This window comes from Dyella sp. C11 (assembly GCF_003121485.1).
GTDB lineage: Bacteria > Pseudomonadota > Gammaproteobacteria > Xanthomonadales > Rhodanobacteraceae > Dyella.
Map to the genome: position 1 here is coordinate 1 of NZ_QAVX01000008.1, position 22,478 is coordinate 22,478.

General features: G+C 64.0%; 23 protein-coding genes. 14 read left to right on the forward strand and 9 right to left on the reverse strand.

All coding sequences use genetic code 11. The annotated features are described in order from the left end of the window. Positions 1-987: 987 nt before the first annotated feature. The 3 genes from rluF to DK366_RS09395 all read right to left on the reverse strand — a co-directional run bounded on the left by rluF (position 988) and on the right by DK366_RS09395 (position 3,525). Positions 988-1,707 (reverse strand): 23S rRNA pseudouridine(2604) synthase RluF, encoded by a 720-nt coding sequence (gene rluF / locus DK366_RS09385; RefSeq protein WP_109125293.1) that lies wholly within the window; start codon positions 1,705-1,707, stop codon positions 988-990. Between the two features lie 94 nt (positions 1,708-1,801). Continuing rightward, positions 1,802-2,575 (reverse strand): ABC transporter permease, encoded by a 774-nt coding sequence (locus DK366_RS09390; protein ID WP_109125294.1) that lies wholly within the window; start codon positions 2,573-2,575, stop codon positions 1,802-1,804. Then, a complete protein-coding gene (locus DK366_RS09395) occupies positions 2,572-3,525 on the reverse strand; it encodes an ABC transporter ATP-binding protein (RefSeq protein ID WP_109125295.1) in 954 nt (317 codons plus the stop codon). Before DK366_RS09395 ends, DK366_RS09390 begins: the two co-directional genes overlap by 4 nt. A gap of 94 nt (positions 3,526-3,619) precedes the next feature. On the opposite strand from DK366_RS09395, the gene DK366_RS09400 reads away from it, so the two are divergent. Further along, positions 3,620-4,363, forward strand: a complete 744-nt coding sequence (locus tag DK366_RS09400) for an FAD-binding oxidoreductase (protein ID WP_109125296.1) — start codon at positions 3,620-3,622, stop codon at positions 4,361-4,363. A gap of 263 nt (positions 4,364-4,626) precedes the next feature. Continuing rightward, entirely contained in the window at positions 4,627-4,944 is a 318-nt protein-coding gene (locus DK366_RS09405) for a type 1 fimbrial protein (RefSeq protein WP_109125297.1), read from the forward strand. Positions 4,945-4,950: 6 nt separating this feature from the next. Here DK366_RS09405 and DK366_RS09410 read toward each other — a convergent pair whose 3' ends face one another. From DK366_RS09410 to DK366_RS09425, 4 genes are all read right to left on the reverse strand, one after another. Continuing rightward, a complete protein-coding gene (locus tag DK366_RS09410) occupies positions 4,951-6,129 on the reverse strand; it encodes a fimbrial protein (protein WP_109125298.1) in 1,179 nt (392 codons plus the stop codon). Further along, entirely contained in the window at positions 6,126-8,876 is a 2,751-nt protein-coding gene (locus tag DK366_RS09415; protein ID WP_109125299.1) for a fimbria/pilus outer membrane usher protein, read from the reverse strand. The genes DK366_RS09410 and DK366_RS09415 overlap by 4 nt, the downstream gene beginning before the upstream one ends. Next, the gene (locus tag DK366_RS09420; RefSeq protein ID WP_109125300.1) at positions 8,873-9,616 is read right to left on the reverse strand and encodes a fimbria/pilus periplasmic chaperone; all 744 of its coding nucleotides are present in this window, start codon (positions 9,614-9,616) and stop codon (positions 8,873-8,875) included. The genes DK366_RS09415 and DK366_RS09420 overlap by 4 nt, the downstream gene beginning before the upstream one ends. Before the next feature lie 82 nt (positions 9,617-9,698). Continuing rightward, entirely contained in the window at positions 9,699-10,271 is a 573-nt protein-coding gene (locus DK366_RS09425) for a fimbrial protein (RefSeq protein WP_157956488.1), read from the reverse strand. A 514-nt stretch (positions 10,272-10,785) separates the two neighbouring features. Between DK366_RS09425 and DK366_RS09430 the strand changes: the two genes are divergently transcribed. From DK366_RS09430 to DK366_RS09460, 7 genes are all read left to right on the forward strand, one after another. Continuing rightward, a complete protein-coding gene (locus DK366_RS09430) occupies positions 10,786-11,361 on the forward strand; it encodes a hypothetical protein (RefSeq protein ID WP_157956489.1) in 576 nt (191 codons plus the stop codon). Beyond that, positions 11,358-11,591, forward strand: a complete 234-nt coding sequence (locus DK366_RS09435) for a helix-turn-helix transcriptional regulator (RefSeq protein ID WP_109125303.1) — start codon at positions 11,358-11,360, stop codon at positions 11,589-11,591. Before DK366_RS09430 ends, DK366_RS09435 begins: the two co-directional genes overlap by 4 nt. A gap of 12 nt (positions 11,592-11,603) precedes the next feature. Then, complete coding sequence (locus DK366_RS09440) at positions 11,604-13,181, forward strand: alpha/beta hydrolase (protein WP_109125304.1); 1,578 nt, start codon at positions 11,604-11,606, stop codon at positions 13,179-13,181. After that, positions 13,178-13,912 carry an ATP-binding cassette domain-containing protein gene (locus DK366_RS09445; RefSeq protein WP_109125305.1) on the forward strand — a complete coding sequence of 245 codons (735 nt, stop codon included), beginning with the start codon at positions 13,178-13,180 and terminating at the stop codon, positions 13,910-13,912. Before DK366_RS09440 ends, DK366_RS09445 begins: the two co-directional genes overlap by 4 nt. 2 nt (positions 13,913-13,914) lie before the next feature. Next, entirely contained in the window at positions 13,915-15,117 is a 1,203-nt protein-coding gene (locus DK366_RS09450; protein WP_232821000.1) for an ABC transporter permease, read from the forward strand. 225 nt (positions 15,118-15,342) lie between these two features. After that, positions 15,343-17,046 carry a Zn-dependent hydrolase gene (locus DK366_RS09455; protein WP_109125306.1) on the forward strand — a complete coding sequence of 568 codons (1,704 nt, stop codon included), beginning with the start codon at positions 15,343-15,345 and terminating at the stop codon, positions 17,044-17,046. Positions 17,047-17,174: 128 nt separating this feature from the next. Continuing rightward, entirely contained in the window at positions 17,175-17,630 is a 456-nt protein-coding gene (locus DK366_RS09460) for a transposase (protein WP_232820991.1), read from the forward strand. A gap of 103 nt (positions 17,631-17,733) precedes the next feature. On the opposite strand, the gene DK366_RS09465 is transcribed toward DK366_RS09460, so the two are convergent. Further along, complete coding sequence (locus DK366_RS09465; RefSeq protein WP_109125307.1) at positions 17,734-18,591, reverse strand: alpha/beta hydrolase; 858 nt, start codon at positions 18,589-18,591, stop codon at positions 17,734-17,736. Beyond that, positions 18,588-19,652, reverse strand: coding sequence for a ferrochelatase (hemH, locus tag DK366_RS09470; protein ID WP_109125308.1), 1,065 nt, complete (start codon positions 19,650-19,652; stop codon positions 18,588-18,590). Before hemH ends, DK366_RS09465 begins: the two co-directional genes overlap by 4 nt. Before the next feature lie 111 nt (positions 19,653-19,763). On the opposite strand from hemH, the gene DK366_RS09475 reads away from it, so the two are divergent. The 5 genes from DK366_RS09475 (at position 19,764) to DK366_RS09495 (ending at position 22,362) form a co-directional block, all read left to right on the forward strand. After that, a complete protein-coding gene (locus tag DK366_RS09475; protein ID WP_109125309.1) occupies positions 19,764-20,453 on the forward strand; it encodes a lipid-binding SYLF domain-containing protein in 690 nt (229 codons plus the stop codon). A gap of 63 nt (positions 20,454-20,516) precedes the next feature. Beyond that, positions 20,517-20,750, forward strand: a complete 234-nt coding sequence (tatA, locus tag DK366_RS09480) for a Sec-independent protein translocase subunit TatA (protein WP_109125310.1) — start codon at positions 20,517-20,519, stop codon at positions 20,748-20,750. Positions 20,751-20,766: 16 nt separating this feature from the next. Continuing rightward, positions 20,767-21,138, forward strand: a complete 372-nt coding sequence (gene tatB, locus DK366_RS09485; RefSeq protein WP_109125311.1) for a Sec-independent protein translocase protein TatB — start codon at positions 20,767-20,769, stop codon at positions 21,136-21,138. After that, entirely contained in the window at positions 21,125-21,889 is a 765-nt protein-coding gene (tatC, locus tag DK366_RS09490) for a twin-arginine translocase subunit TatC (RefSeq protein ID WP_109125312.1), read from the forward strand. Before tatB ends, tatC begins: the two co-directional genes overlap by 14 nt. Beyond that, positions 21,886-22,362, forward strand: a complete 477-nt coding sequence (locus tag DK366_RS09495) for a cupin domain-containing protein (RefSeq protein WP_109125313.1) — start codon at positions 21,886-21,888, stop codon at positions 22,360-22,362. The genes tatC and DK366_RS09495 overlap by 4 nt, the downstream gene beginning before the upstream one ends. The last annotated feature ends 116 nt before the right edge of the window (positions 22,363-22,478 follow it).

Here is a 22,478-nt window from a genome sequence, read left to right on the forward strand (position 1 = left end):
CCGCAACCTGGCTCGCCTGCCGCGGGCTTCCGCCCTCCTGCCGGAGGCCGGGTCACTTTCTCTTGCTTGCCCAAGAGAAAGTAACCAAAGAGAAGGGCACCCCCACTTGGCGCTGCCTGGGCTACGCCCAGCCAGTCCGTGAGGGGCGGCCGGGCTTTTCGACCGGGCTCCTGCCCGGACGAAAAGTGCCTGACATCCATGTCAGGCACCCCTGCGGGGCCTGATCGTCCACCCCTCACCGCCGCACAGGGGGCCCAAGATCAAGAGCGGAGCAGACGGCTCGTGCAGCTGCGCTGCACATCGCATTGCGGAGCGTTGGACGCGTCGGCCTTCTTCTCAGGTTGGCCACGCCCGCTTTTGACCTTTGTGGGAGCGCACCCTGTGCGCGACAACCTGGCGACACGGTCACATTCCAGCGCCGGTCGCGCACAGGGTGCGCTCCTACAGAGGGATCGCGAGAGCGAAGGGGTTGGCGGCGGGCGATCACCGGCGCCTGTACGACGTGAGTGGATCAGCCACGCGTGCTTTCGATCTTTTGTAGGAGCGCACTTGTGCGCGACAACCCGCGACACGGTCACATCCAAGCGCCGGTCGCGCACAAGATGCGCTCCTACAGAGGGGGCGCGAGCGCGAAGGGGTTGGCGGCGGGCGATCACCGGCGCCTGTACGACGTGAGTGGATCAGCCACGCGTGCTTTCGATCTTTTGTAGGAGCGCACTTGTGCGCGACAACCCGCGACATGGTCACATCCAGGCGCCGGTCGCGCACAAGTGCGCTCCTACAGAGGGATCGCGAGAGCGAAGGGGCTGGCTGCGGGCGATCACCATCGCCTATACGACGTGAGCGACCAGGTCGCGGATTCGATGCAACCAAAGCCAACAACGACTGGAAACGGCGAGGCCAGATTGCCCCCTCGCGACCGCAAAACTCGCAACGGCCAAAAACTTCTTCCCCGCGCGGAAGAGTGGCAAGCACAGAGCTAAAACATCACCACTGCGTGCGCTGCGGCAACAACCCCTTCAACTCTGCATCCGTCAAATTCCGCCACTGCCCCGGCTTCAAATGCCCCAGCTTGACGTTCACCACACGCACGCGCCGCAACTGCGTCACGCGATAGCCAAACTCCGCCGCCATCAAACGAATCTGACGATTCAGGCCCTGCGTAAGAATGATGGCGAAGCCGAACTTGGCGATCTTGCGCACCTTGCACGGCTTGGTCATTTGGCCGTGGATGCGCACGCCACGCGCCATGCCGCGAAGGAATTCTTCCGTCACGGCCTTGTTCACGGCCACCAGATATTCCTTCTCGTGGTTGTTTTCCGTGCGCAGGATTTCGTTGACGATGTCACCGTTGCTGGTGAGCAGGATCAGGCCTTCGGAATCCTTGTCCAGGCGACCGATGGGGAAAATGCGTTCCTGGTGGTCGACGAAGTCGACGATGTTGTCCTTGACGGTGCTGTCCGTGGTGCAGGTGATGCCCACGGGCTTGTTCAGTGCGATATAGACGGCGCGCTTGGCGGACGGCGTGGCGGCCAGGATGCGTGCCTTGACGATCTCGCCATCCACGCGCACTTCGTCGCCCTCCAGCGCCTTGGCGCCGGTGGTGACGACTTCACCGTTGATGGTGACGCGGCCGGCCAAAAGCATGTCGTCCGCCTCGCGACGGGAGCAGATGCCGGCTTCGCTGATGTATTTGTTGACGCGCATGGTTCGATGCTTTTCCTGCAGGAGCGCACTTGTGCGCGACCGGGGTGGTGCGATGTGCTTCGGTCGCGCACAAGTGCGCTCCTACATCATTCAATCAAGAGCGCATGCCCACGCCGCGCTTGAGCAGGTGCAGCGCCACGACCGTCAGGCCGACGACGAACACCAGCATCACCGCAAAGGCCACGCCAATCTGCACGTCGCTCACGCCGAGCACGCCGAAGCGGAACGCGTTCACCATGTACAGGATGGGGTTGACCAGCGAAATGCTGCGCCACGGTTCGCTCAGCAGGTCCACCGAATAGAACACGCCGCCGAGGTAGGTGAGCGGGGTGAGCACGAAGGTGGGCACCAGCGCGATGTCGTCGAACTTCTTGGCGAACACCGCGTTGACGAAGCCGGCCAGCGAGAAGATCGTCGCGCCCAGCAACACCGAGAGGAAGGTGATGATGGGGTGTGCCACGTGCAGGTCGGTGAAGAACAGCGCGATGAGCAACACCAGCGCGCCCACCACGATGCCGCGCGTCACCGCGCCGGTAACGTACCCCAGCAGCATCACCCAGTTGGGCATCGGCGACACCAGCATTTCTTCCACGGCACGGCTGAACTTGGCGCCGAAGAACGAGCTGGAAATGTTGCCGTAGCTGTTGGTGATGATGCTCATCATCACCAGGCCGGGCACGATGTACTGCATGTACGTGAAGCCATGCATCACGCCGATGCGACTGCCGATGAGCTTGCCGAAGATGACGAAGTACAGCGTCATCGTGATGGCGGGCGGAATCAGCGTCTGCGTCCAGATGCGCATGATGCGCACGATTTCGCGACGGACGATGGTGTTCAGTGCAACGAGGTTGCCTGCGGCGTTCATGCGGCCTTCTCCGTGTTTTCCTTGCGGCCGTTCTCGACGAGGCGCACGAACAGTTCTTCCAGTCGGTTGGTCTTGTTGCGCATGGACGTCACCGTAATGCCGCGCTCGCTCAAGCCCGCGAACAGCGAGTTGAGATCGTGCGAGCGGGACATCTCCGCTTCCAGGGTGTGATCGTCAACGCGACGCAGCGTGATGCCGGCAATGGCGGGCAGGTCGCCCGGTGCGTTGTTCACGTCGAGCACGAAGGTTTCCACGTCCAGCGAGGCCAGCAGGCGCTTCATCGAGGTGTTCTCCACGATGGTGCCGTGGTCGATGATGGCGATGTTGCGGCAGAGCGTTTCGGCTTCTTCCAGGTAATGCGTGGTGAGGATCACCGTGGTGCCGGCGGCGTTGATGCCGCTGACGAACTGCCACATGGAGCGGCGGATCTCGATGTCCACGCCCGCGGTCGGCTCGTCGAGGATCAGCAGCTTCGGCTCGTTCATCATCGCGCGGGCGATCATCAGGCGACGCTTCATGCCGCCGGAGAGCATGCGCGCCTGATGGTGCGCCTTGTCCCACAGGCGAAGTTCCTTGAGGTACTTCTCCGCGCGCTCCATCGCGATCTTGCGCGGGATGCCGTAGAAGCCGGCTTCGTTCACGCAGATGTCGAAGGGCTTCTCGAACTGGTTGAAGTTGATCTCCTGGGGAACCAGGCCGATCAGCTGCATGGCCTTGCCACGCTGCTTGTTCACCGACACGCCAAACACCTTCGCGTCGCCGTCGCTGGCGTTCACGAGGGAGGAGAGGATGCCGATGAGGGTGGATTTGCCGGCGCCGTTGGGGCCGAGCAGGGCGAAGAAATCGCCGGGCTGGACCGTGAGACTGATGCCTTTGAGGGCTTCGACGCCGTTGCTGTAGGTCTTGCGCAGGTTTTCGACGACCAGCGCGGGTGTTGAACTGGGGGACATGGGCTGCACCGAAGGGGCCAGCCTTCTATTATACGTGGCTTGCCCGGGCCGACCCGCCCCGGCTCACGACCTCACTGTTTCCCCCGGAAGACCCATGGCCGACCATTTCCAGCTCCGTCTCGTCGACAGCACCATGCTGGCGCCCACCGTGCGACACATGGCGTTCGAGCGCGCGGATGGCCAGCCGCTGGCCTTCACGCCGGGGCAGTTCCTGCAGATCCACTTCCACTACGACGACGGCACGGCCACCAAGCGCAGCTATTCCGTGGGCACCGTGGGTGATGGTTCCTCGCCCGTGCAGCGCATCGAAATCGCGGTGAGCTACGTGGAAGGCGGTGCCGCCACCAAGTTGCTGGGCGAGCTGCCGGTTGGCGGCGAAATCAACGCCAGCGGCCCGTACGGTCGTTTCTGCCTGCAGCCGGGCGATACCAACGCGCGCTACCTGCTGCTGGCCACCGGCACCGGCGTCACGCCCTATCGCGCCATGCTTCCGCAGATCGCCGAACTGGTGAAGAACGGCCGCGAAGTGGTGCTGCTGTACGGCGCGCGCAACGAGACCGAGCTGCTCTACGGCGAGGAATTCGAGGCGTTCGCCCAGGCCAACCCGGGCTTCACCTTCCATGGTTGCCTGAGTCGCCAGCCGCGCGACGTGCCGCGCCCCAATGACCGCCAGGGCCACGTGCAGAACGTGCTGGCGGAACTGGCGCCCAGCGCCGACCGCGACATCGCGTACCTGTGCGGCAACCCCAACATGGTCGACGCCGCCTTTGCCGCGCTCAAGGACTTCGGCCTGCCGGTGATGCATATCCGTCGCGAGAAATACATTTCCTCACGCTGACGTTCGCAATGGCCTCTAAGCCGTTGCTCGATAAAGCGCTCAAGTTCCGCTGAGACCGGCCGCTAACGGGATCAGCCCGGCGACGCCCTTCGCCACTTCCCAATCCGTAGTTCTACGGGACGCTTTCCTGACGCCCGCCAAAAACGTGACGCAGTTCACGCTGCCGACACCTGCCCGGGATTCCGATATCAAGGCTCGGGGACCCACGCCGATAGCTCCCGTTAGGCACCCCTGCTTCCCGCAGGGTGCGGGAAGGGGCGTTTATGAAGGGTTGGAATCGCAAGACCTGGATGGGTTGCGTTGTCGCCTTGGCGCTGGGTGTGCCGTTGGCGCATGCCGAAGGCGGAACGATCATGTTTTCAGGCGCAGTCGTCACGCCCACCTGTTCTTTCGGAACGGGCGATGTCAATACCGGTGGGGAGTGCGGTGCCTCTGCGAGTGCATCGTCCCATGCCCAACTATATCGACAGGACAGCGTTGCACTTGAGAATGCGCTAAATACGCATGACCGCCTGCTCAATTACTTCGCGGGTTACGCGCACGAAAACGGGCAGCAGCTGCTTACCCGCACCTACGAGTGATCCTGTTCACTGGTACGACAGCGTAAAGGTGGCTGTGCCCTTCACCAGGCCGGCCGCGACCGGTGTGGTGATGACGTAGTACTGCGCGTAGTACGGAATGGACATCGCACTGGTGGCGGTTCCCAGCGACTGCACTGCGCCGAACGTCACCGCATTGCTCTGCGCCGTGCCGTTGTAGAGCACCTGGATGCCGATATTGGTGGCGTAACCAGAGCCGGTCGTATTGGTGATGACGCCAGTCGTCGTGCCCTGGGTTGCCGTGTTGAGCGTGATCGACACTTTCGCGCCGCTCTGGCAGGTGAGGTTGATGAAGAACGGCGTCAATCCCTCGGTCGTGCCAGCGCTGGTCAGCTGCTTGGTGCTCACCGTGGGCAGCGTGACGGTTTGATTCGTGGAGTCGGTATTGACCGTGCACGAAGGCGCGCTGATCGTGGTGCCGCCAGCCAGTGAAAGCGTCGCACCGCTGATCTGCGTGCTGCTGGAATTCTGATCACCGCCCGCGATGTACCACCAGAAGGGCATCAAGGTAATGCCGCTCACCGTGCCGGAGGTGACTTTGGTCGGATCGGTGACAATCAGCTGTGCCGTGTATGTCTGTGCCGTGGCCGAACCGGTGAAGCACGCGCCAGGGTTTGTCGTGCTGCAACTGCTCGATATGGAGCCGGAGTTGGTGACGCTGGTCACCGCATAACCGGCGACGCCATTCGGGCCCTCACGACTGCGATCACCCAGCGTGGCATCGCTGTAGCTCGTGGCCTGGGTCGGGCTGGCGGTCACCAGCAAAGCCAGGCCGGGATTGCCGGCAAGCGCGAAGGTGATGCCAGGGCCGCCGGGAACGTTGGTGGAATCAAGCGTGGCCAGTGTCTGGCCAGCCTGGATCGTCGCCGTGCGGTCGGCCGTGCTGATCGTGCCGTTGGACTTGCCGTTGGATGTCACCGGCAGGTTGCTGCAGGTGAAGTTGATGCTCGCCGTGCCCGGCGTGCCGAGCAGCTGGCCTTTGCTCATGGTGCTGGGCAGCGTCACGTTGGGCAGCGAGATCACCGCTGCGCCGGTCGATGTGCAGGTCGCGGCCGGCAGCGTGCGCGTCGCCTGGCTGTGCGCGACAGGCGTAACGGCGAGCGAAGCCAGGCCCAGGACGGCGCAGGCAAGCCAGGACGTGGCGCAGCGAAAACGTGACAACGTCATGGGGCGTTCCTGGTGGCTTCGGAGAGCGACGCGCCGCGGGGCGTGCACGTGGCCGGGATTTCCTGATACGACTTGGCGTCCTTGGCGGTGAGGCCAATGTTGTACGAGAACGAGCAGGCGTGCTCGCTGCCATCCTCATCATGCCACTGCGCGGTGAGCATGCCGGCCGTGTTCACGCCACGTGCGAGGATCTGGCCGCCCTGGCCGACCAGGCCGAGGGTCACGCCGGCCTCATTCACCACTTCCGCACCGAACGGAAGCGACGCGCCGCCCGACTGGCGCACGCGGAAGATCACCGTGCGGCCGTTCTGCGTCTTGAACTTCACCAGCACGACGGAACCGGCGTAGGGCGCCACCTGCGCGCTGGTGGCATCAAGCTGCACGTCCAGCGGCAGACCCTTCGGGTCGATCTGGATGGTGTTGAGCGAGTAAGGCGTGAGGTAAGGCACCAGCCCGTACCCGGCACTGTTGATCTTGGAGTTGTTGGCGTTGAGCAGGCGTGCACCGGCGGCGTTCGGCGCTTCCACGATGGCCACGGTGTCGCCCATCGGCTGGCCAAACACCACGCCGCCGCTGTGCACCACCAACGAGCCGTTCACGCCAACCGAGGCCTGCGAATAGCCGTTGCCGGAGCCGACGCTGGCATTGAACACAGCGAACGGACTGCGATAGGAAGCGTTGGCCGAACCGGAGCTGCCGGCGTCTTCGCCATGCGAAGCAGACACGCCGTAGCTGAACTGGTTGGCATCGCCCAGCGAACCGTTGAGCAGCGCCTGTTCCTGCGAGCCGCTGATGGCGTCGTGATTCATGTTCAACATCAGCGTCGGTGCGTGAGCGCTGGTGCCGAGCGGAATATTGACGTTGACGAAGTAACCGTTCGAATAACGGCCCAGCACGTCGCGCGTACGCGTAGCGTTGATGCCGTAGCTGATGTGGTGGAAGCTGTTGCTGTAGCCCGCCTGGAATTGCGTGTCGGTGCCCGAACGGTTCCAGTAATCGTTGGCCGAGCCGCTGACGAACAGCGTGCCGCCATTGCTGCCCAGCGGCTGGCTCAAGGTCAGGTCGAAGCGGTTGCGCTGGCGCTGCAGCGTGTTGTCGCTGAGGCCGTCGTTGAGCGTGGTGCCCGTCAACGCCGCCTGTTGTGCCGGCGTGAGCAGCGCAGTGACCGGCACGCCGTCGATGGTGGGCGCCGTGGGTGCCACGTAGTTGAAGGCGTTGAGCCCGCGCATCGCGTAGTCGCGCGCGGTGGCCGCGTCCGTAAGGCTCAGGTAGCCGCTGGTGGAGTAGCGATAGGCAGCGACGGACAGCGAGGTACGCGTGTCGGTGACGATCTTGCTGTAGCTCACGCGCAGGCTTTCACCCGAATGCGAGGACTGGTTGGGAATTTCCGCGTGCGACGCGGTCAGGTCCAAGCCGATGGCGCCAAAGCGCGTGTTGAACGCCGCACCCACCAGCGCCGCGCCGTAACCCTGCGAAGCAACCACGCCAGCGTAGCCGGTGAGCAGATTGTTGATGCCGTGCTGCAACGTGCCCTGCACGACGTCCGGCTGATGCTCAAGGCCGGTATTGCGCAGCTGGCCCGCCACGATGCTGTAGCGCGTTACGCCCGGGCGCAGCAGCTGGGCAATGGAGGCATACGGCACGGTGAATGTGCGCACGCGGCCATCGGCCTCCGTCACCACCACATCCAGATTGCCGCCGTAACCCGTCGGATAGAGGTCGGAAATGGAGAACGGGCCCGGTGCCACCGTGGTCTGGTAGATCTGCACGCCGTTCTGGCGCACGGTAACGAGTGCATTGGTTTCGGCGATGCCACGAACCACCGGCGCATAACCGCGCAGCGAATCGGGCAGCATGCGGTCGTCAGTAGCCAGCTGCACACCGCGGATGCCGTAGGTGTCGAACACCTGGCCGTCAGTGAAGCTGTCGCCCACGGTCAACACGGCGCGCAGGCCGGGCAGATCGCGCTGCACGTACGTGCGGATGTTGTCCCAGTGCGTATGCGAGGACGAGCTGCCCGAAGCCGATTGCCACGTCACCGTGGAATCCTGGCGGAACTGCCACAGGCCCACGTTGAAACCGGCGTGCAGGCCAAGGTACGAGGGGGTCAGGCTGTTGCCGCCGCTGGTGGAGCGGTAGCCGGTGAAGTTGTAGTTGAGCAGGCCCGCGGCAACACCCGGATCCCAGCTCTCCGGGTCCACATAACCGCGCGCCGTCTGGTCGATATAAGCCTGCGGCACGCTCACATCCACGCGCAGGCGGGACATGTCGACCGACATGGTGGCGTCCTTGATGACGCTGCCGATATCCGTGCAGCCGGACGCGTCGGCAAGCTGGGACTGCACCTCGGAAGATTTCTTGAGGTGCAGTCCCAGCTTGTCGTACAGCTCGGCGTCCAGACACGGCACGGCGTTCGCATTCGGATTCGGTGCGGCGAAGCGCATGTCGCGACGACCGATCCAGGACTGGTTGAGGTAGACGTCCACGTTGTACATGCCCGGCATCACCACGTTGCCGCGCTCGAAGCGCGACAGGTCCGAGGTGTTGTTGCCGGCGCCCGACAGCAGGTTGCGATCGAAGCTCGCATCGATGGCTGACGCGCTGGCATCGGCCGTGGCCGGGCTGGCCGCCGCTGCATGTGTCACATGCGGAACGGCCAGTGCCGAGGCAATGCCGGCCGCCAGCAACAGCGGGCGCAAGGCGCTCCCCCGGTCGGCACGGCTGCGATGGCGCAGCGCTTGCGTCACGGCGACACGCTGCTCTTGGTGGTGCCGGTCGAGCCGTAATCGTTGATGGTGTCAAAGCTCACCACGGCGTTCGACGCCGGGGCGGCGGTCATGCCGGGCACGCTTACATGCAGGTCGCCCATCGGGTCGACCATGCCCACTTTGTCAGTGGTCAGCGACTTGCCGCCGGCCTGGACCGTCAGCGTGGTGATGGTGATATGGAACGGCGAAGGGTTGTGCGCCACCAGGGCGTAATCACCACCTTCCTTCACCACTTTCCAGGTCAGCTGCGCGGGCGCCTTGGTCGCATCACCCTGCAGGGTTGCCGGGCGATAGAACAGCTTCAGGCGCGAACGGAAAGCGAACTGCACCAGGTTCTTGCCGGTCAGTTCGGGAGAATTGGGCTTGGGCGGCACTTCCAGCACGTTGAGCCAGAACACCGACTCACGGTCCTGCGGCAGCTGATTCGCCGTGGCGAGGATGCGCAGGCTCTGCTCTTTGTGCGGTTCCATGCGAAACAGCGGCGGCGTCACCACGAACGGGGTGTTGGCCGTGTCGGGCGTGGACTTTTCATCGCCCGCATCCACCCACGCTTCAATCAGCGCAGGGGCGTTGTTGTCATTGGTCAGGCGTACCGTGACCTCCCCGTCCTTGGCCTGATAAACCACGCGCGTGCCGCCAACGATGACGTTGGCAAGAGCCGGCGTTGCGATGCAAAGGGAGATCAGCACCGCCAGGGCGGCGCGAAACGGGGTCTGCATGGGGGGCACCTTGGAAGAGGAGGGCGCGACGCACGCCAGGCGGTACCGCGGCCGATGACGGCCGCGGTACGGGTCCAATCGCTTACTGGTAAGCGAGGTTGAACTGCACGGTGCTGGCGACCGTACCGGCGGTCACGGTGCCGGTGCCGTAGTAAGCGGCGTAGTAGGTGAACGAGGCGGTGCCGGTCGTGAAGGTGGCAGCGGTCGAACCCTGGCCCGCCACCGTACCGGCGTTCAGGTTCAGGCGGCTGGCGCCAGCGGCGTCGGTCGACAGCGCGATTTCAACGCCGGTGGCCGGGGTGCCGGTGGAGGACGTGTTCTTCAGGTTGCCGTCGGTCAGGATGTTGGTGCTGGGCAGGAAGTACGGGGCAACCTTGGTCTTGCCGTCGGAGGCCGTGCAGTTGCTCAGCGCGATGGTGAACGGGGTGTAGCCCGCGGTCGAGCCGAGGGTGGTGCCGAGCTCGGAGGTCTGCACGGTCGGCAGGACCACCGAAGCGGTGGTGCCGGCGCTGTTGATGTTGACGGTGCAGGTGGAGCCGGTGACGGCGCCCGTGAAGTTGACGGTGCCGTCAACGCTCTGGGTGGTGGCGGCAGCGGCCAGGCCGGCAAAGCCCAGGGAGGCGGCGACCACGGCGGAGAGGAGAAGCTTCTTCATAACCATGTCCTTTGAACGTTGTGTGGATACAGCTGTTTGTTCTGCGCTTCCGGACAGTGGCGTCTGCCCCCCCTTGGCGCTGCTTTGGCTCCCGGCCCGATCCCGTAAGGGCCGGAGTCCAGATCGCTTACCCCTGCCGTAGCAACCGCCGTGCCAACCCTTACGGAGCCGTAAAAATGGCCGTATCCGCCAAAAGTGAGAGGTGGTTGTTAAACAGGAGTGACGATTTTGGTAAGCCGCTGAGCGTCACATCGGACGTTCTGGGCAGGCTCAATGTGCAAAGTGTGTCACATTTTCAGAATCGTCCTATTGCCTGCGCGCTCAAGTTTTCGTTCAGGTTGGTCGATACAGAACGAATATGTAAAGCACCCTTGACAAGAAAACCGATGAAGCGCAGCCTTCTGTCAAGGCAACTTGACACGCGAGTTGAGGGAGGCGCCATGGAGCGCGGTCGGACAATCGGAAACGCGGCGTGAGCGCGCCGTGGTGGTTGGGTGGAGATCGTGTAACAACCATGAACACATGGCCCGCCTGGGGCCGGTGGTGTGCGGCGGGTCTCGCTTACGCCTTATTGGGGATCAGCTTCTGGTTGATGATCCAGGGGCCGGTGATCCGGCTCGTGGGCCTGGCGTGTTTCGTGGTGGCGCTGCCCTTGCTGATCGTCACCGGTCGCGCCTTCACCCAGGAGCGCTGCCGCGGCGGGGACAGGCGCTTCGTCCGCGAATTCATGCCGGCCATGGTCATCTACATGGTGGTGATGCTTTACCTCTGGCCGCTGCAGAAGGGCATGTCGCCGGGCTGGCCGAAAACGACGCTCGTGCTCCTGCCCATGCTGCCCATCATCTGGGCCATGCTGGCGAGCATCCGCCACGTGCTGTCCAGCGATGAGCTGGAGCGACGCCAGCATCTCGAAGCGCTGGCCATCGGGGTATCGCTGGTGTGCGTGGTGGCCATGGGTTTGGGCTTGCTGGGTGCCGCCAGGGTCGTCGTGCTGGATGGCGCCACGGCGTTGCTTCTGGTGTACCCGGCCATCTGTGTGACCTACGGGCTGACGCGCTGCTTCATGGTCTGGCGTGCCCGCCAGGAATGAATAACCGCATTCGTGAATTGCGCAGTGATCACGGCTGGTCGCAGGCCGACCTCGCTGACCGTCTGGACGTGTCACGCCAGACGGTGAACGCCATCGAGACGGGCAAGTACGATCCAAGCTTGCCGCTGGCCTTCAAGATCGCGCGATTGTTCAACCTGTCTATCGAATCGATTTTCGAACCGGAACTCCCGGCCGTATTGCCGGCGGGTTCGCGACATCCAATGGAGTGAGGGAGAGCACCCATGGCAATCAAGGGCCGAACGGCCTTCCGGGTAGGTGTACTGGTGGTGGTCGCGGCAGTGCTGGGGTGGAAGCATTTTCATCCGCCCGCTGCTGTCGCCGCCGACGACTCCAGCGCCACCAGTGCGCCGGTCGATCATCCGTCGACACCCGTCAAGCCACAGGCGTGGAAGCTTGGCTCGCTCACGCTGACGCCGTGCGAGTTGGGCCAGCCCAATAGTGGACTATCGACGGCGGCGTGGTGTGCACCGTTCGAGGTGCCTGAAAACCGCGACGATCCCAACAGCCGCAAGATCCACCTGAAGCTGGCGATCATTCGCAGTAGTGCGCAAGTGGCCAGCAAGGACATGCTGGTGATGCTGGCGGGTGGTCCGGGTCAGGCGGCTACCGAATCGTGGCCAGGCGTCGCCACGGCACTGCAGCCGCTGGCGGCGCATCGTCACGTCGTGCTGCTCGACCAGCGTGGCACCGGCGGCTCCAATCCGCTCACCTGCAAGGACGAGGGCGAAGGCACCGAAGGCGGCTCCGAAGACATCGACGCCAGCGCCGAGCGGCAGAAGCAGGAAACCGAACGCTGCCTCAAGCAGATCGAAAGCAAGGCCGATCCGCGCTACTACACCACCACCATCGCCGCGCAGGATCTGGAAGACGTACGCAAGGCGCTGGGTTCGCCGGAGTTCGACCTGGTCGGCGTGTCCTACGGCACGCGCATGGCGCAGCAATACGCCATGCGTTACCCCAACGCCGTGCGCAGCCTGGTGCTGGATGGCGTGGTGCCCAACGAGCTTGTGCTGGGCGAAGACTTTGCCCGCAATCTGGACGACGCACTGAAGGCGCAATTCGCGCAGTGCACGGCCGACGAGGCGTGCCGCAAGCGCTTCAACGATCCGTACCAGACGCTCTACCAGCTGCGCGATGCCCTGCGAGCGAATCCCCACAAGGTGAGCTTCCGCGATCCTCAGAACTACCAGACCGTGCAGCGCACGCTGAGCGAATACTCGCTGGCCAGTGTCGTGCGCATGTTCGCCTATTCGCCGCTCACGGCCGCGCTGTTGCCGCTGTCCATCGACGCCGCGGCGCATGGCGATGTCGGCCCATTGCTGGGACAGGCGAAGCTGTTGTCGGGTGACCTTTCCGACACGATGAACGGCGGCATGCAGATGGCGGTGATCTGCAGCGAAGATGCCGACCTGCTCACCCCACGCGATGAAGACGCGCACACCATCCTTGGCACGCGCATGGTCGACACGCTGCGCACCACCTGTTCCGTGTGGCCCAAGGGCACGCGACCGGCGGATTTCCACCAGCCGTTGAAAACCAATACGCCCGTGCTGCTGCTGTCGGGCCAGCTTGATCCCGTCACCCCACCGCGTTACGGCGAGCAGGTGGCCAGGAACCTGCCCAATTCGCGTCACATCGTGCTCACCGGCCAGGGCCACAACGTGATCAACGCCGGTTGCGCGCCGCAAGTGGTGAAGCACTTCATCGAAGACCTGGACCTGAAGACGCTGGACGTGACGTGCCTCCAGCGCCTGCAACCCACGCCGACCTTCATCGATTTCAACGGAGCCACGCCATGATCGAAGTGAAGGATCTGCACAAGGCGTTCGGCGCCGTGAAGGCAGTCGATGGCGTCAGCTTCGAGGCACGCGATGGCGAAATTACCGGCTTGCTCGGCCCCAATGGCGCTGGCAAGACCACCACGCTGCGCATGCTCTACACGCTGATGAAGCCCGATCGTGGCCAGGTGCTGGTAGATGGCATCGATGCCGCACAGGATGCCCTTGCCGTCCGTCGGCTGCTGGGTGTGCTGCCCGATGCGCGCGGCCTGTACAAGCGCCTCACCGCGCGTGAAAACATCGACTATTTCGCGCGATTGCACGGGTTGCCCGAAGACCTGATCACCAGCCGTCGCGAGGCACTCGTGAAAGCGTTGGAGATGGAAGACTTCGCTGCACGTCGTACCGAAGGCTTCTCGCAGGGCCAGCGGGTGAAGACGGCGATTGCCCGCGCGCTCATCCACGACCCGCGCAATGTCATTCTCGACGAGCCCACCAACGGCCTGGATGTGATGGCCACGCGTGCACTGCGCCAGTTCATGCAGCATCTCAAGCAGGAGGGCCGCTGCGTGCTGTTTTCCAGCCACATCATGCAAGAGGTGGCGGCGTTGTGCGATCGCATCGTGGTCATTGCCAACGGACGCGTGGTGGCCGACGAATCGCCGGCGGCGCTGCGCGACCAGACGGGCGAGGCGAACCTTGAAGACGCCTTCGTGAAGATCATCGGCAGCGAAGAGGGACTCGCCGCATGAACATGAAAACCATGGAGCCCATCGGCCGCCCGCGTGCTTTCCTCACTGTGTTCCTCAAGGAGGTGAAGGAAAACCTGCGCGATCGCCGCACCATCATCAGCGCATTCGTTACCGGCCCCTTGTTGGGGCCGCTGATGCTGGTGATGCTGCTCAACATCACGCTCAACCGCCAGTTCGACAAGGCGGAGAAGCCGTTGCCGGTGCCGGTGATCGGGGCCGAGCAGGCGCCCAACCTCATGCGTGCATTGAAGGCCGAAGGCATCGTGCCGAAGCCGCCCATCGCCAACCCGGAAGCCGCCGTACGCAAGCAGGATGCCGACGTGGTGCTGCGCATTTCGCCCGACTACGCCAGCGCCTGGCGCAAGGGCGAGGCGGTCCAGGTGGAAATGATCTTCGACTCCTCGCAGCGCGACGCCGATGCCGCGGTGGATCGCGTGTCGCAGATCGTGGAGACCTTCGCGCGTGAACAGGGCGCGATGCGTCTGGTGGCGCGCGGATTGTCGCCGAGTACCGCATGGCCGGTGGTGGCCGCCAAGCGCGACCAGGCCACGGCACAGGCGCGCGCGGCGTTGATGTTCTCCATCCTGCCTTACTTCTTCGTGCTCACGGTGTTCATGGGCGGCATGTATCTGGCCATTGATCTCACCGCTGGCGAACGTGAGCGCCAATCGCTGGAGCCGTTGTTTTCCAATCCCGTACCGCGCTGGAAGATCCTGGCGGGCAAGCTCGCAGCCATTTGCACCTTCGCGACGGCCAGCTTGCTGATCAGCCTGCTGGCGTTCGGGGTGGTGGGGCCATTCATTCCCACCGAAAAGCTTGGCATGGAGTTGGACCTTGGCCCGCGCTTTGCCGGTCAGGTGCTGGTGTTGATGGTGCCGCTGATCGCCTTGCTGGCGGCGTTGCAATCCATGGTGGCGGCGTTTGCCAAGAGCTACCGCGAAGCGCAGACGTACCTGTCACTGCTGCTGTTCGTGCCTGCGCTGCCAAGCATCCTGCTCTCCACCATGCCGATCAAGTCGCAGGACTGGATGTATGCGGTGCCGTTGCTCGGCCAGCATCTGGGCATCATGCAGTTGCTGCGCGGCGACGGCGTTACCCTGCAACAGGCAGGTCTTTGCCTGGCAGGCAGTCTCGCCGCCGCGCTGGTCGGCGTGTTGGCAACCGCGCGGCTTTACCAGTCGGAACGTCTGGCGATATCGGGCTGAGACGCCGGGATCGGTGAAACGCTTGAAAAGACCGTCATTCCGGCGCAGGCCGGAATCCAGTGACCGTACAGATGGGTTGTCGCGAAGCCATTTGCCGTTGCTTTTGGCGCCACTCAATCGCCTCGCAACGCGATGACCAGCTTTCAGCTGTCAAAGAACACTTCCGGCCTGCGCCGGAATGACGGGCGGGCGGTACCATGGGGCTTTCCCGTTTCGAGAAAGCCCATGCGCCGCCAACTGCTTGCCCTGAGCCTCGTCGCTGCCCTTGCCGGCTGCAGCTCGCACAATGACAGCGCGCCTGCCGCATCGTCGTCCGCACCGGCTCCGGCGAGCACGGCGGCAGTCGTGCCGCCGCCCTCTACCGACGCCGACATCGCTGCCCAGCGCATGGCCAACTACGCCTCGGTCAAGCTCACGGCCGACCTTTCTGCCTTCGACGACAAGCAGCGCCGCATGATTGCGCTGCTGATCGAAGCGGCGGATGTCACCAACGACATCTACTGGCAGCAGTCGTGGGGTGACAAGGCGGCGCTGATGGCGCGCATTCCCGACGACGTGACCCGACGTTTCGCCGAGATCAATTACGGCCCGTGGGATCGCCTGGACAACGACCAACCGTTCGTCGCCGGCGTCGGCCCGCGACCGCTGGGCGCGCAGTTCTATCCGGCGGACATGACGAAGGACGAGTTCGACAAGTCCGATCTCAAGGACAAGGCCGGCCTCTACACGCTGCTTCGTCGCAATGCGCAGAATGCACTCGTTGTCGTGCCCTACCACGAAGCCTACAAGGCGGATCTCACGCGCGCGGCCGACCTGCTGCGCCAGGCGGCCGATCTCTCCGCCGACAAGGAATTTGCCGGCTACCTGAAGAAGCGCGCCGATGCGCTGCTCAGTGACGACTACCAGCCGAGCGACTTCGCCTGGATGTCGATGAAGAACAACCCCGTCGACATCGTGATCGGTCCCATCGAAACGTACGAAGACCAGCTGTTCGGCTACAAGGCCAGCTACGAAAGCTACGTGCTGGTGAAGGACCAGGTGTGGAGCGCCAAGCTCGCACGCTTCGCCAAGTATCTTCCCGAGTTGCAGCGCGAGCTGCCGGTGGACGACAAATACAAGGCGGAAAAGCCGGGCTCCGATGCCGATCTCAACGCCTACTTCGCCGTGTACTACGCGGGCGACGCCAACGTGGGCGCCAAGACCATTGCCATCAATCTTCCCAACGACGAGGAAGTGCAGCTGAAGAAGGGCACGCGCCGCCTGCAGCTGGAAAACGTGATGCAGGCGAAGTTCGACAAGATCATGCTGCCCATCGCCAGGGAGCTGATCGTCGACGACCAGCAGCCGCACCTCACTTTCGATGCGTTCTTCCAGAACACCATGTTCCACGAAGTGGCGCACGGCCTGGGCATCAAGAACACGCTCGACGGCAAGGGCATGGTGCGCACGGCGCTGAAGGACCAGGCATCGAGTTTCGAGGAAGGCAAGGCTGACATCCTCGGCCTCTACATGGTCACCAAGCTTGCCGAAAAGGGCGAGCTGGACCATGCCAAGCTGATGGACAACTACGTCACCTTCCTGGCCGGCATCCTGCGTTCGGTGCGCTTTGGCGCCAGCGATGCGCACGCCAAGGCCAACATGGTGCGCTTCAACTTCTTCCAGCAGCAGGGAGCGTTCACGCGCGATGCCAGCTCGGGTCGCTATCGCGTGGACTTCGACAAGATGACCGCCGCCATGAATGCACTGTCGGCCAAGCTGCTCACCATCCAGGGCGACGGCGACTACGCCGCCGCCAAGCAGCTCACCGACAGCATGGGCAACGTCGATGCCACGCTGGCCGGCGACCTCAAGCGACTGGATCAGGCGAAGATCCCCGTCGACATTACGTTCGAACAGGGGTTGGATGTATTGGGTTTGCAGAAGCCCTGAGCACCCCGCTCTTGTAGGAGCGCACTTGTGCGCGACCGCTCGCCGCATCCGTAGCCCGGCGCGCTCCTACAAACAGCCTCGGCAGCGGCTGATGTCTCGACTATGCCACGCGGTGCGATGTTCGCAGCATGAACCCTTCATGCGGACATCGCGCACTGCGTTCCGGTCGTGTTTCCCTGCCGGGCCACTGTTATCTGCTTACCGCGGTGACGGCTTACCGCCGACCGCTGTTCAAGGACGCGCGACTGGCTCGCCTGGCCTGCCAAAGCATCCATGATCGGAAGAGCTGGGGCGATGCAACGCTGTTGTGCTGGGTGTTGATGCCTGATCACTGGCATGGTCTGGTGCAGCTTGGGGTGCGTGACACCTTGCCGGTGGTGATGAATCGTTTCAAGGCTGAGGTCGCCCGGCGACTCAGGTGCAGCCAATCAGGTGTCGTATGGAGTCGCGGTTACCACGATCGCGCACTCCGCCTCGAGGATGATGTCAAAGCGGTGGCGCGATATATCGTGGCTAATCCCTTGCGGGCCCGACTGGTAAGCCACGTGCTCGACTATCCGTATTGGGACTGCGTATGGCTTTGACGCCTGTTTCAGAGCCGCCCTGGCGTTTGCAATGGATGGCTTGCGAATGGGTCGCGCACAAGTGCGCTCCTACAAAAGGGTGGCCTGATTTTTCCAGGGACGACTAGTCGGTCCTTCCATCCATATGCGCATTTGCCCAGTCCGCAACCGCCAGCGGATGCTCCAGATGCAGATGATGTCCACCATCCATGTGCGTTACCGCAATATTCCCCACGCATGCAGCGCGCTCCCGCATGCGTGCGCCAGGCAGGTACGGCGTATCCGGCCGTGCGAGCAGCAGAGCGGTGGGTGATTCGACACCGCGCAGCAAGGCGCGTACCTGTTCTTCGGCGAGTCGGATGGATGAAGTGCGGTTGACCCGCGCGTCACTGCGCCAATGGAAGCCGTGTTCGGTCTTGCGCAGGCCGCGTTCCACGATGGGGCGTGCCTGGTCCGCCGGCAGGCCGCTGGCCATGGTGCGTGCGCTGATGGCCATGTCGATGGTAGGGAAGGCGCGCAACGAACGTCCCGTGGCGGAGCTTGCCATGGCATCACGGAAGTGGCGCAGCGTGTGGTGGCCGTCGTCGGCGATGGGACCAAGGCCTTCGATGAGCAGGAGCTTCTCGATGCGTTCGGGTTTTGCCGCGGCCACCAGTGAAGCAATGCCTGCGCCGAGCGAATGACCCATCAGGTCGAAACGCTGCAGGCCCAGCACGTCGATGGCGAGAAGCACCGTGCGCACGTAGTCGACGAAGTAGTACTGCGCGCCGGGCGGGAGGTGATCGGAATGTCCGTGGCCCGGCAGTTCCAGCGCGATCACCTGGCGGCGTCCGGCGAGGATGGGCGCTAGGCGTGCAAAGCTCCACGCGTTGTCGAGCCAGCCATGCAGGGCCAGCAAGGGCGGCGTGTCGCTGTCTCCCCAGACTTGCGCACTCAGGCGAAGGTGGGGCAGGTGAACATCACGGTTGACCGGATGACTCACGCGCCGGCACTCGCCCGCGGTGCGAATTCCGGCCAGCCGCTGGCGTGACGCAGCACCAGGGCGGCGAGGCTGTCGACCTGGCCGGGCGTGTCGTTGAGCGCGGGGATATAACGCAGCTCGTCGCCACCCGCCTCACGGAAGAAGTCGCGGTTCTGCATGGCGATTTCCTCCAGCGTTTCCAGGCAGTCCACCGCGAAACCGGGGCAGGCCACATCGATCGTCCTGATGCCCCGGCTGGCGAGCTCGCGCACAGTGGCGTCGGTGTACGGCTGCAGCCAGGATTCCCTGCCGACGCGCGACTGGAAACTCACCAGCAGCTGTGACTCGCCCAGCCCCAATCGTTGGCGCAAGGCCTCTGCGGTGGCCTTGCTTTGCGCGAAGTACGGATCGCCTTCACGCACATAGCGCTCGGGAATGCCGTGGAAGGAAAGCAGCAGTTTTTCGCCGCGGCCGTTCGCTGCCCACCACTGCTCGATGCTGCGTGCCAGCGCATCGATATGCGCCGCATCATCGTGGTAGTCGTTGATCAGGCGAAGCTCTGGCGGCCAGCGCAGCGATTGCATGGCATCGGCAACCGCATCGATGACCGAGCCGGTGGATGTAGCGGAGTACTGGGGATAGAGCGGCAGCACCAGCAGGCGGCGTACGCCTTCGCGCTGCAAGCGCTCGATTTGCGAGGTGACGGAGGGCTGCCCGTAACGCATGGCCAGTTCCACGCGAACCGGGCCGGAGCAAACCGCCGACAGCTTTTCCTGCATGCGTGCGGCCAGTGCTTCGCTGCCCACGCGCAACGGCGAACCCTGCGGCGTCCAGATGCGCTGGTAGGCGTGTGCCGAGCGCGAAGGTCGCACGCGCAGGATCACGCCATGCAAGATCAGCCACCAGAGCCAGCGCGGATAATCGATGACGCGCGGGTCGCCCAGGAATTCGGCGAGATAAGGACGCACGGCCTGCGCCGTCGGTGCTTCCGGTGTGCCGAGGTTCACCAACAGCACTGCAGCCTGAATGGGAAGGTCTCGGGAAGAACCGGCAACGCCGGTATAGTCATGGCTGCGTGGCATCGTGGCGCCGGCGATGAAAACCGCCGCAAGTCTGCCACAAGCCGTCAGGGGCGCCGTGGCGAGGATCGCCGCAGGCAGCCGTATCGCTTATCCAGCTCAAGGGAGTCGTCCATGTTCAAAGCATCGCTGCACCGCCTGTTGCTCGCCTCACTGGTCCTGCTGTTGCCCGCGGCCGCCGTGCACGCGGAAGACCCGCCGCTGGTGCGCGCCCAGAACGCGGTGCGCGTGCTGAGCGACATCATGGAAGCGCCGGACAAGTCCATTCCCACCGATCTGCTGAAGCAGGCCAAGGCCATCGCGGTCATCCCCGACCTGTTGAAGGTGGGCTTCGTGTTCGGTGGTCGTCGCGGCGAGGGCCTGATCTCGGTGAAGGGCCCGGACGGCACGTGGTCCAATCCCAGCTTCATCACCATGACGGGCGGCAGCGTGGGCTTCCAGGCCGGTGCTTCGTCCACCGACGTGATCCTGGTGTTCCGCACCCAGCGCGGCGTGGATTCCATCGTCAACGGCAAATTCACGCTGGGCGCCGATGCGGCGGCCGCTGCCGGCCCGGTGGGTCGCACGGCCCAGGCCTCGACCGACAGCGACTTCAAGGCCGAGATCTACTCGTACTCCCGCTCGCGCGGCCTGTTTGCCGGCGTGGCGCTGGACGGCTCCGCTCTGCGCATCGACTACGACGCCAACGAGTCCATCTACGGCAAGGGCATTACCCCGCGCCGCATCTTCGAGGGTGGCGTGAGCAACGTTCCGGGACCGGTGGTCGATTTCAGGGATCGCCTTGAGGAGTACACTCAGCGATGATGTGGAGCGGCGGCGCGGGAGCGTGACAGCCTCGTTCCGCCGCTTTCATTTCTGAGGCCATTCATGAGCATCACCCATCTCCTTATCCTGCTGGTCGTTGTCGTGCTGATTTTCGGCACCAAGAAGCTGCGCAACATCGGTTCGGACCTCGGCGGCGCCGTGCGCGACTTCAAGAAGGGCCTGGACGGCGGCGAAGAGCCCCCCAAGCCGACCAATCCCAACGAACAGCTGCGCGCCGATCCTCCGCCGGCCGGTCCCAGCCAGAATCAGAATCAGCACGACACCGAGCAGAAGTAACTCGGGGTAGATCGGCATGATCGAGATCAGCTTCGGCAAGCTGGTACTGCTCGCGCTCATTGCGCTGATCGTGCTCGGCCCGGAAAAGCTGCCGCACGCGGCGCGCACGGCGGGTGTCTTCATGCGCCGTATCCGTACCGGCTGGGACAGCGTACGCGCCGAGGTAGAGCGCGAGCTTCAGGTCGAGGAGATCAAGCGCCAGGCGCGCGAGGCCGCCTCGCGTGCTGAAGCCGCACAGGCCGAGCTGGACGAGACCCTGCGCAAGATGCGCCCCACCGGCGGCGCCCCGGCCCCCGCGCCTGCCACGGCGGATGTCGCTCCGGTGATCGAGACGCCCGCCGCCACCGACGCCACCCCGACCAAGGAAGTCCCGCATGGCGGCGCCTGAGCTGGAAGGCCCCGAGGACGACCTCGAACAGGGCCTGTTTTCGCACCTGATCGAACTGCGCTCGCGCTTGTTGCGCGCCATCATCACGGTGTTGGTGGTGCTGGGCGCGTTGATTCCGTTTGCCAATCGTCTTTATGCGGAACTGGCCGCGCCGCTGGTGTCGCGATTGCCCGAGGGCGCGCACCTGATCGCCACCGAAGTGGCCAGCCCGTTCGTGACGCCGCTGAAACTGGCGTTCTACGCGGCGCTGTTCATCAGCATGCCGATGATCGTCTACCAGCTGTGGGCGTTCGTCAGCCCTGGCCTGTATCGCAACGAGAAGCGGCTGGCCCGTCCGTTGCTGGTCGCTGCGCTGTTCCTGTTCTATCTCGGTTGCGCGTTCGCTTATTTTTTGGTGCTTCCCGCCGCGTTCCGTTTCCTCACGGCGGTGACGCCCGCGGGCGTGGAGATGATGACGGACATTACGCATTACCTCGATTTCGTGATGCTGATGTTCTTCGCCTTCGGCCTGTGTTTCGAAGTGCCCGTGGCCGTGGTGATCCTTGCCGCCATCGGTATCGTGAACCTGGAACAGCTGCGCAACGGTCGTCGTTACGCCATCGTCGGTGCGTTCGCCATCGCGGCCTTCATTACGCCGCCGGACATCACCTCGATGATCATGCTGGCCATTCCCATGTGCCTGCTCTACGAACTGGGCATGCTGGCGGTTCGCTGGTTGCTGCATCCCGCCAAGGCCGGGAAAACGGCATGAGCGACGCGGCAGCCCGCATCGAGGAACTGAAATCCTCGCTGGAGCTGCAGCCCCATGTCGAGGGCGGTCACTACCACCGCTTTCATCCGCCCCGGGGCGTCGACAACGTGGGCGTTCGCCATGCGATGAGCGCCATCCACTACCTGCTTGAAACGGGCCAGTGCAGCAGCTGGCATCGCGTGGATGCCGAAGAGGTCTGGCATTTCGTGGAAGGCGATCCGCTGGAGCTGTTGATCTACCACCCGGTGACGAAGCGGCTGGATCGCTGTGCGCTGGGGCCACTGGGCAACGGCACCCATCCCGTGGCGGTGGTGCCGGCCGGGGCGTGGCAGGCGGCGAGGCCGCTGGGTGCTTATGCGCTGGCGACGTGCGTGGTGGCGCCGGGCTTCGAGTACGAAGGCTTCGAGTTGCTGTCGCAGGACGATCCGCTGGCGGCACATCTGTCGGGGCTGGCGCCCGAGATCACCTTCTGAGCTTTTTCATCGCCTTGCCCTGAGGCAAGTGCCCGCTCGAAAGATTCCAGAGTCCCTGTAGGAGCGCACTTGTGCGCGACAAGCCCCTGCACGCGTATCCATTTGGCGCGGTGGTC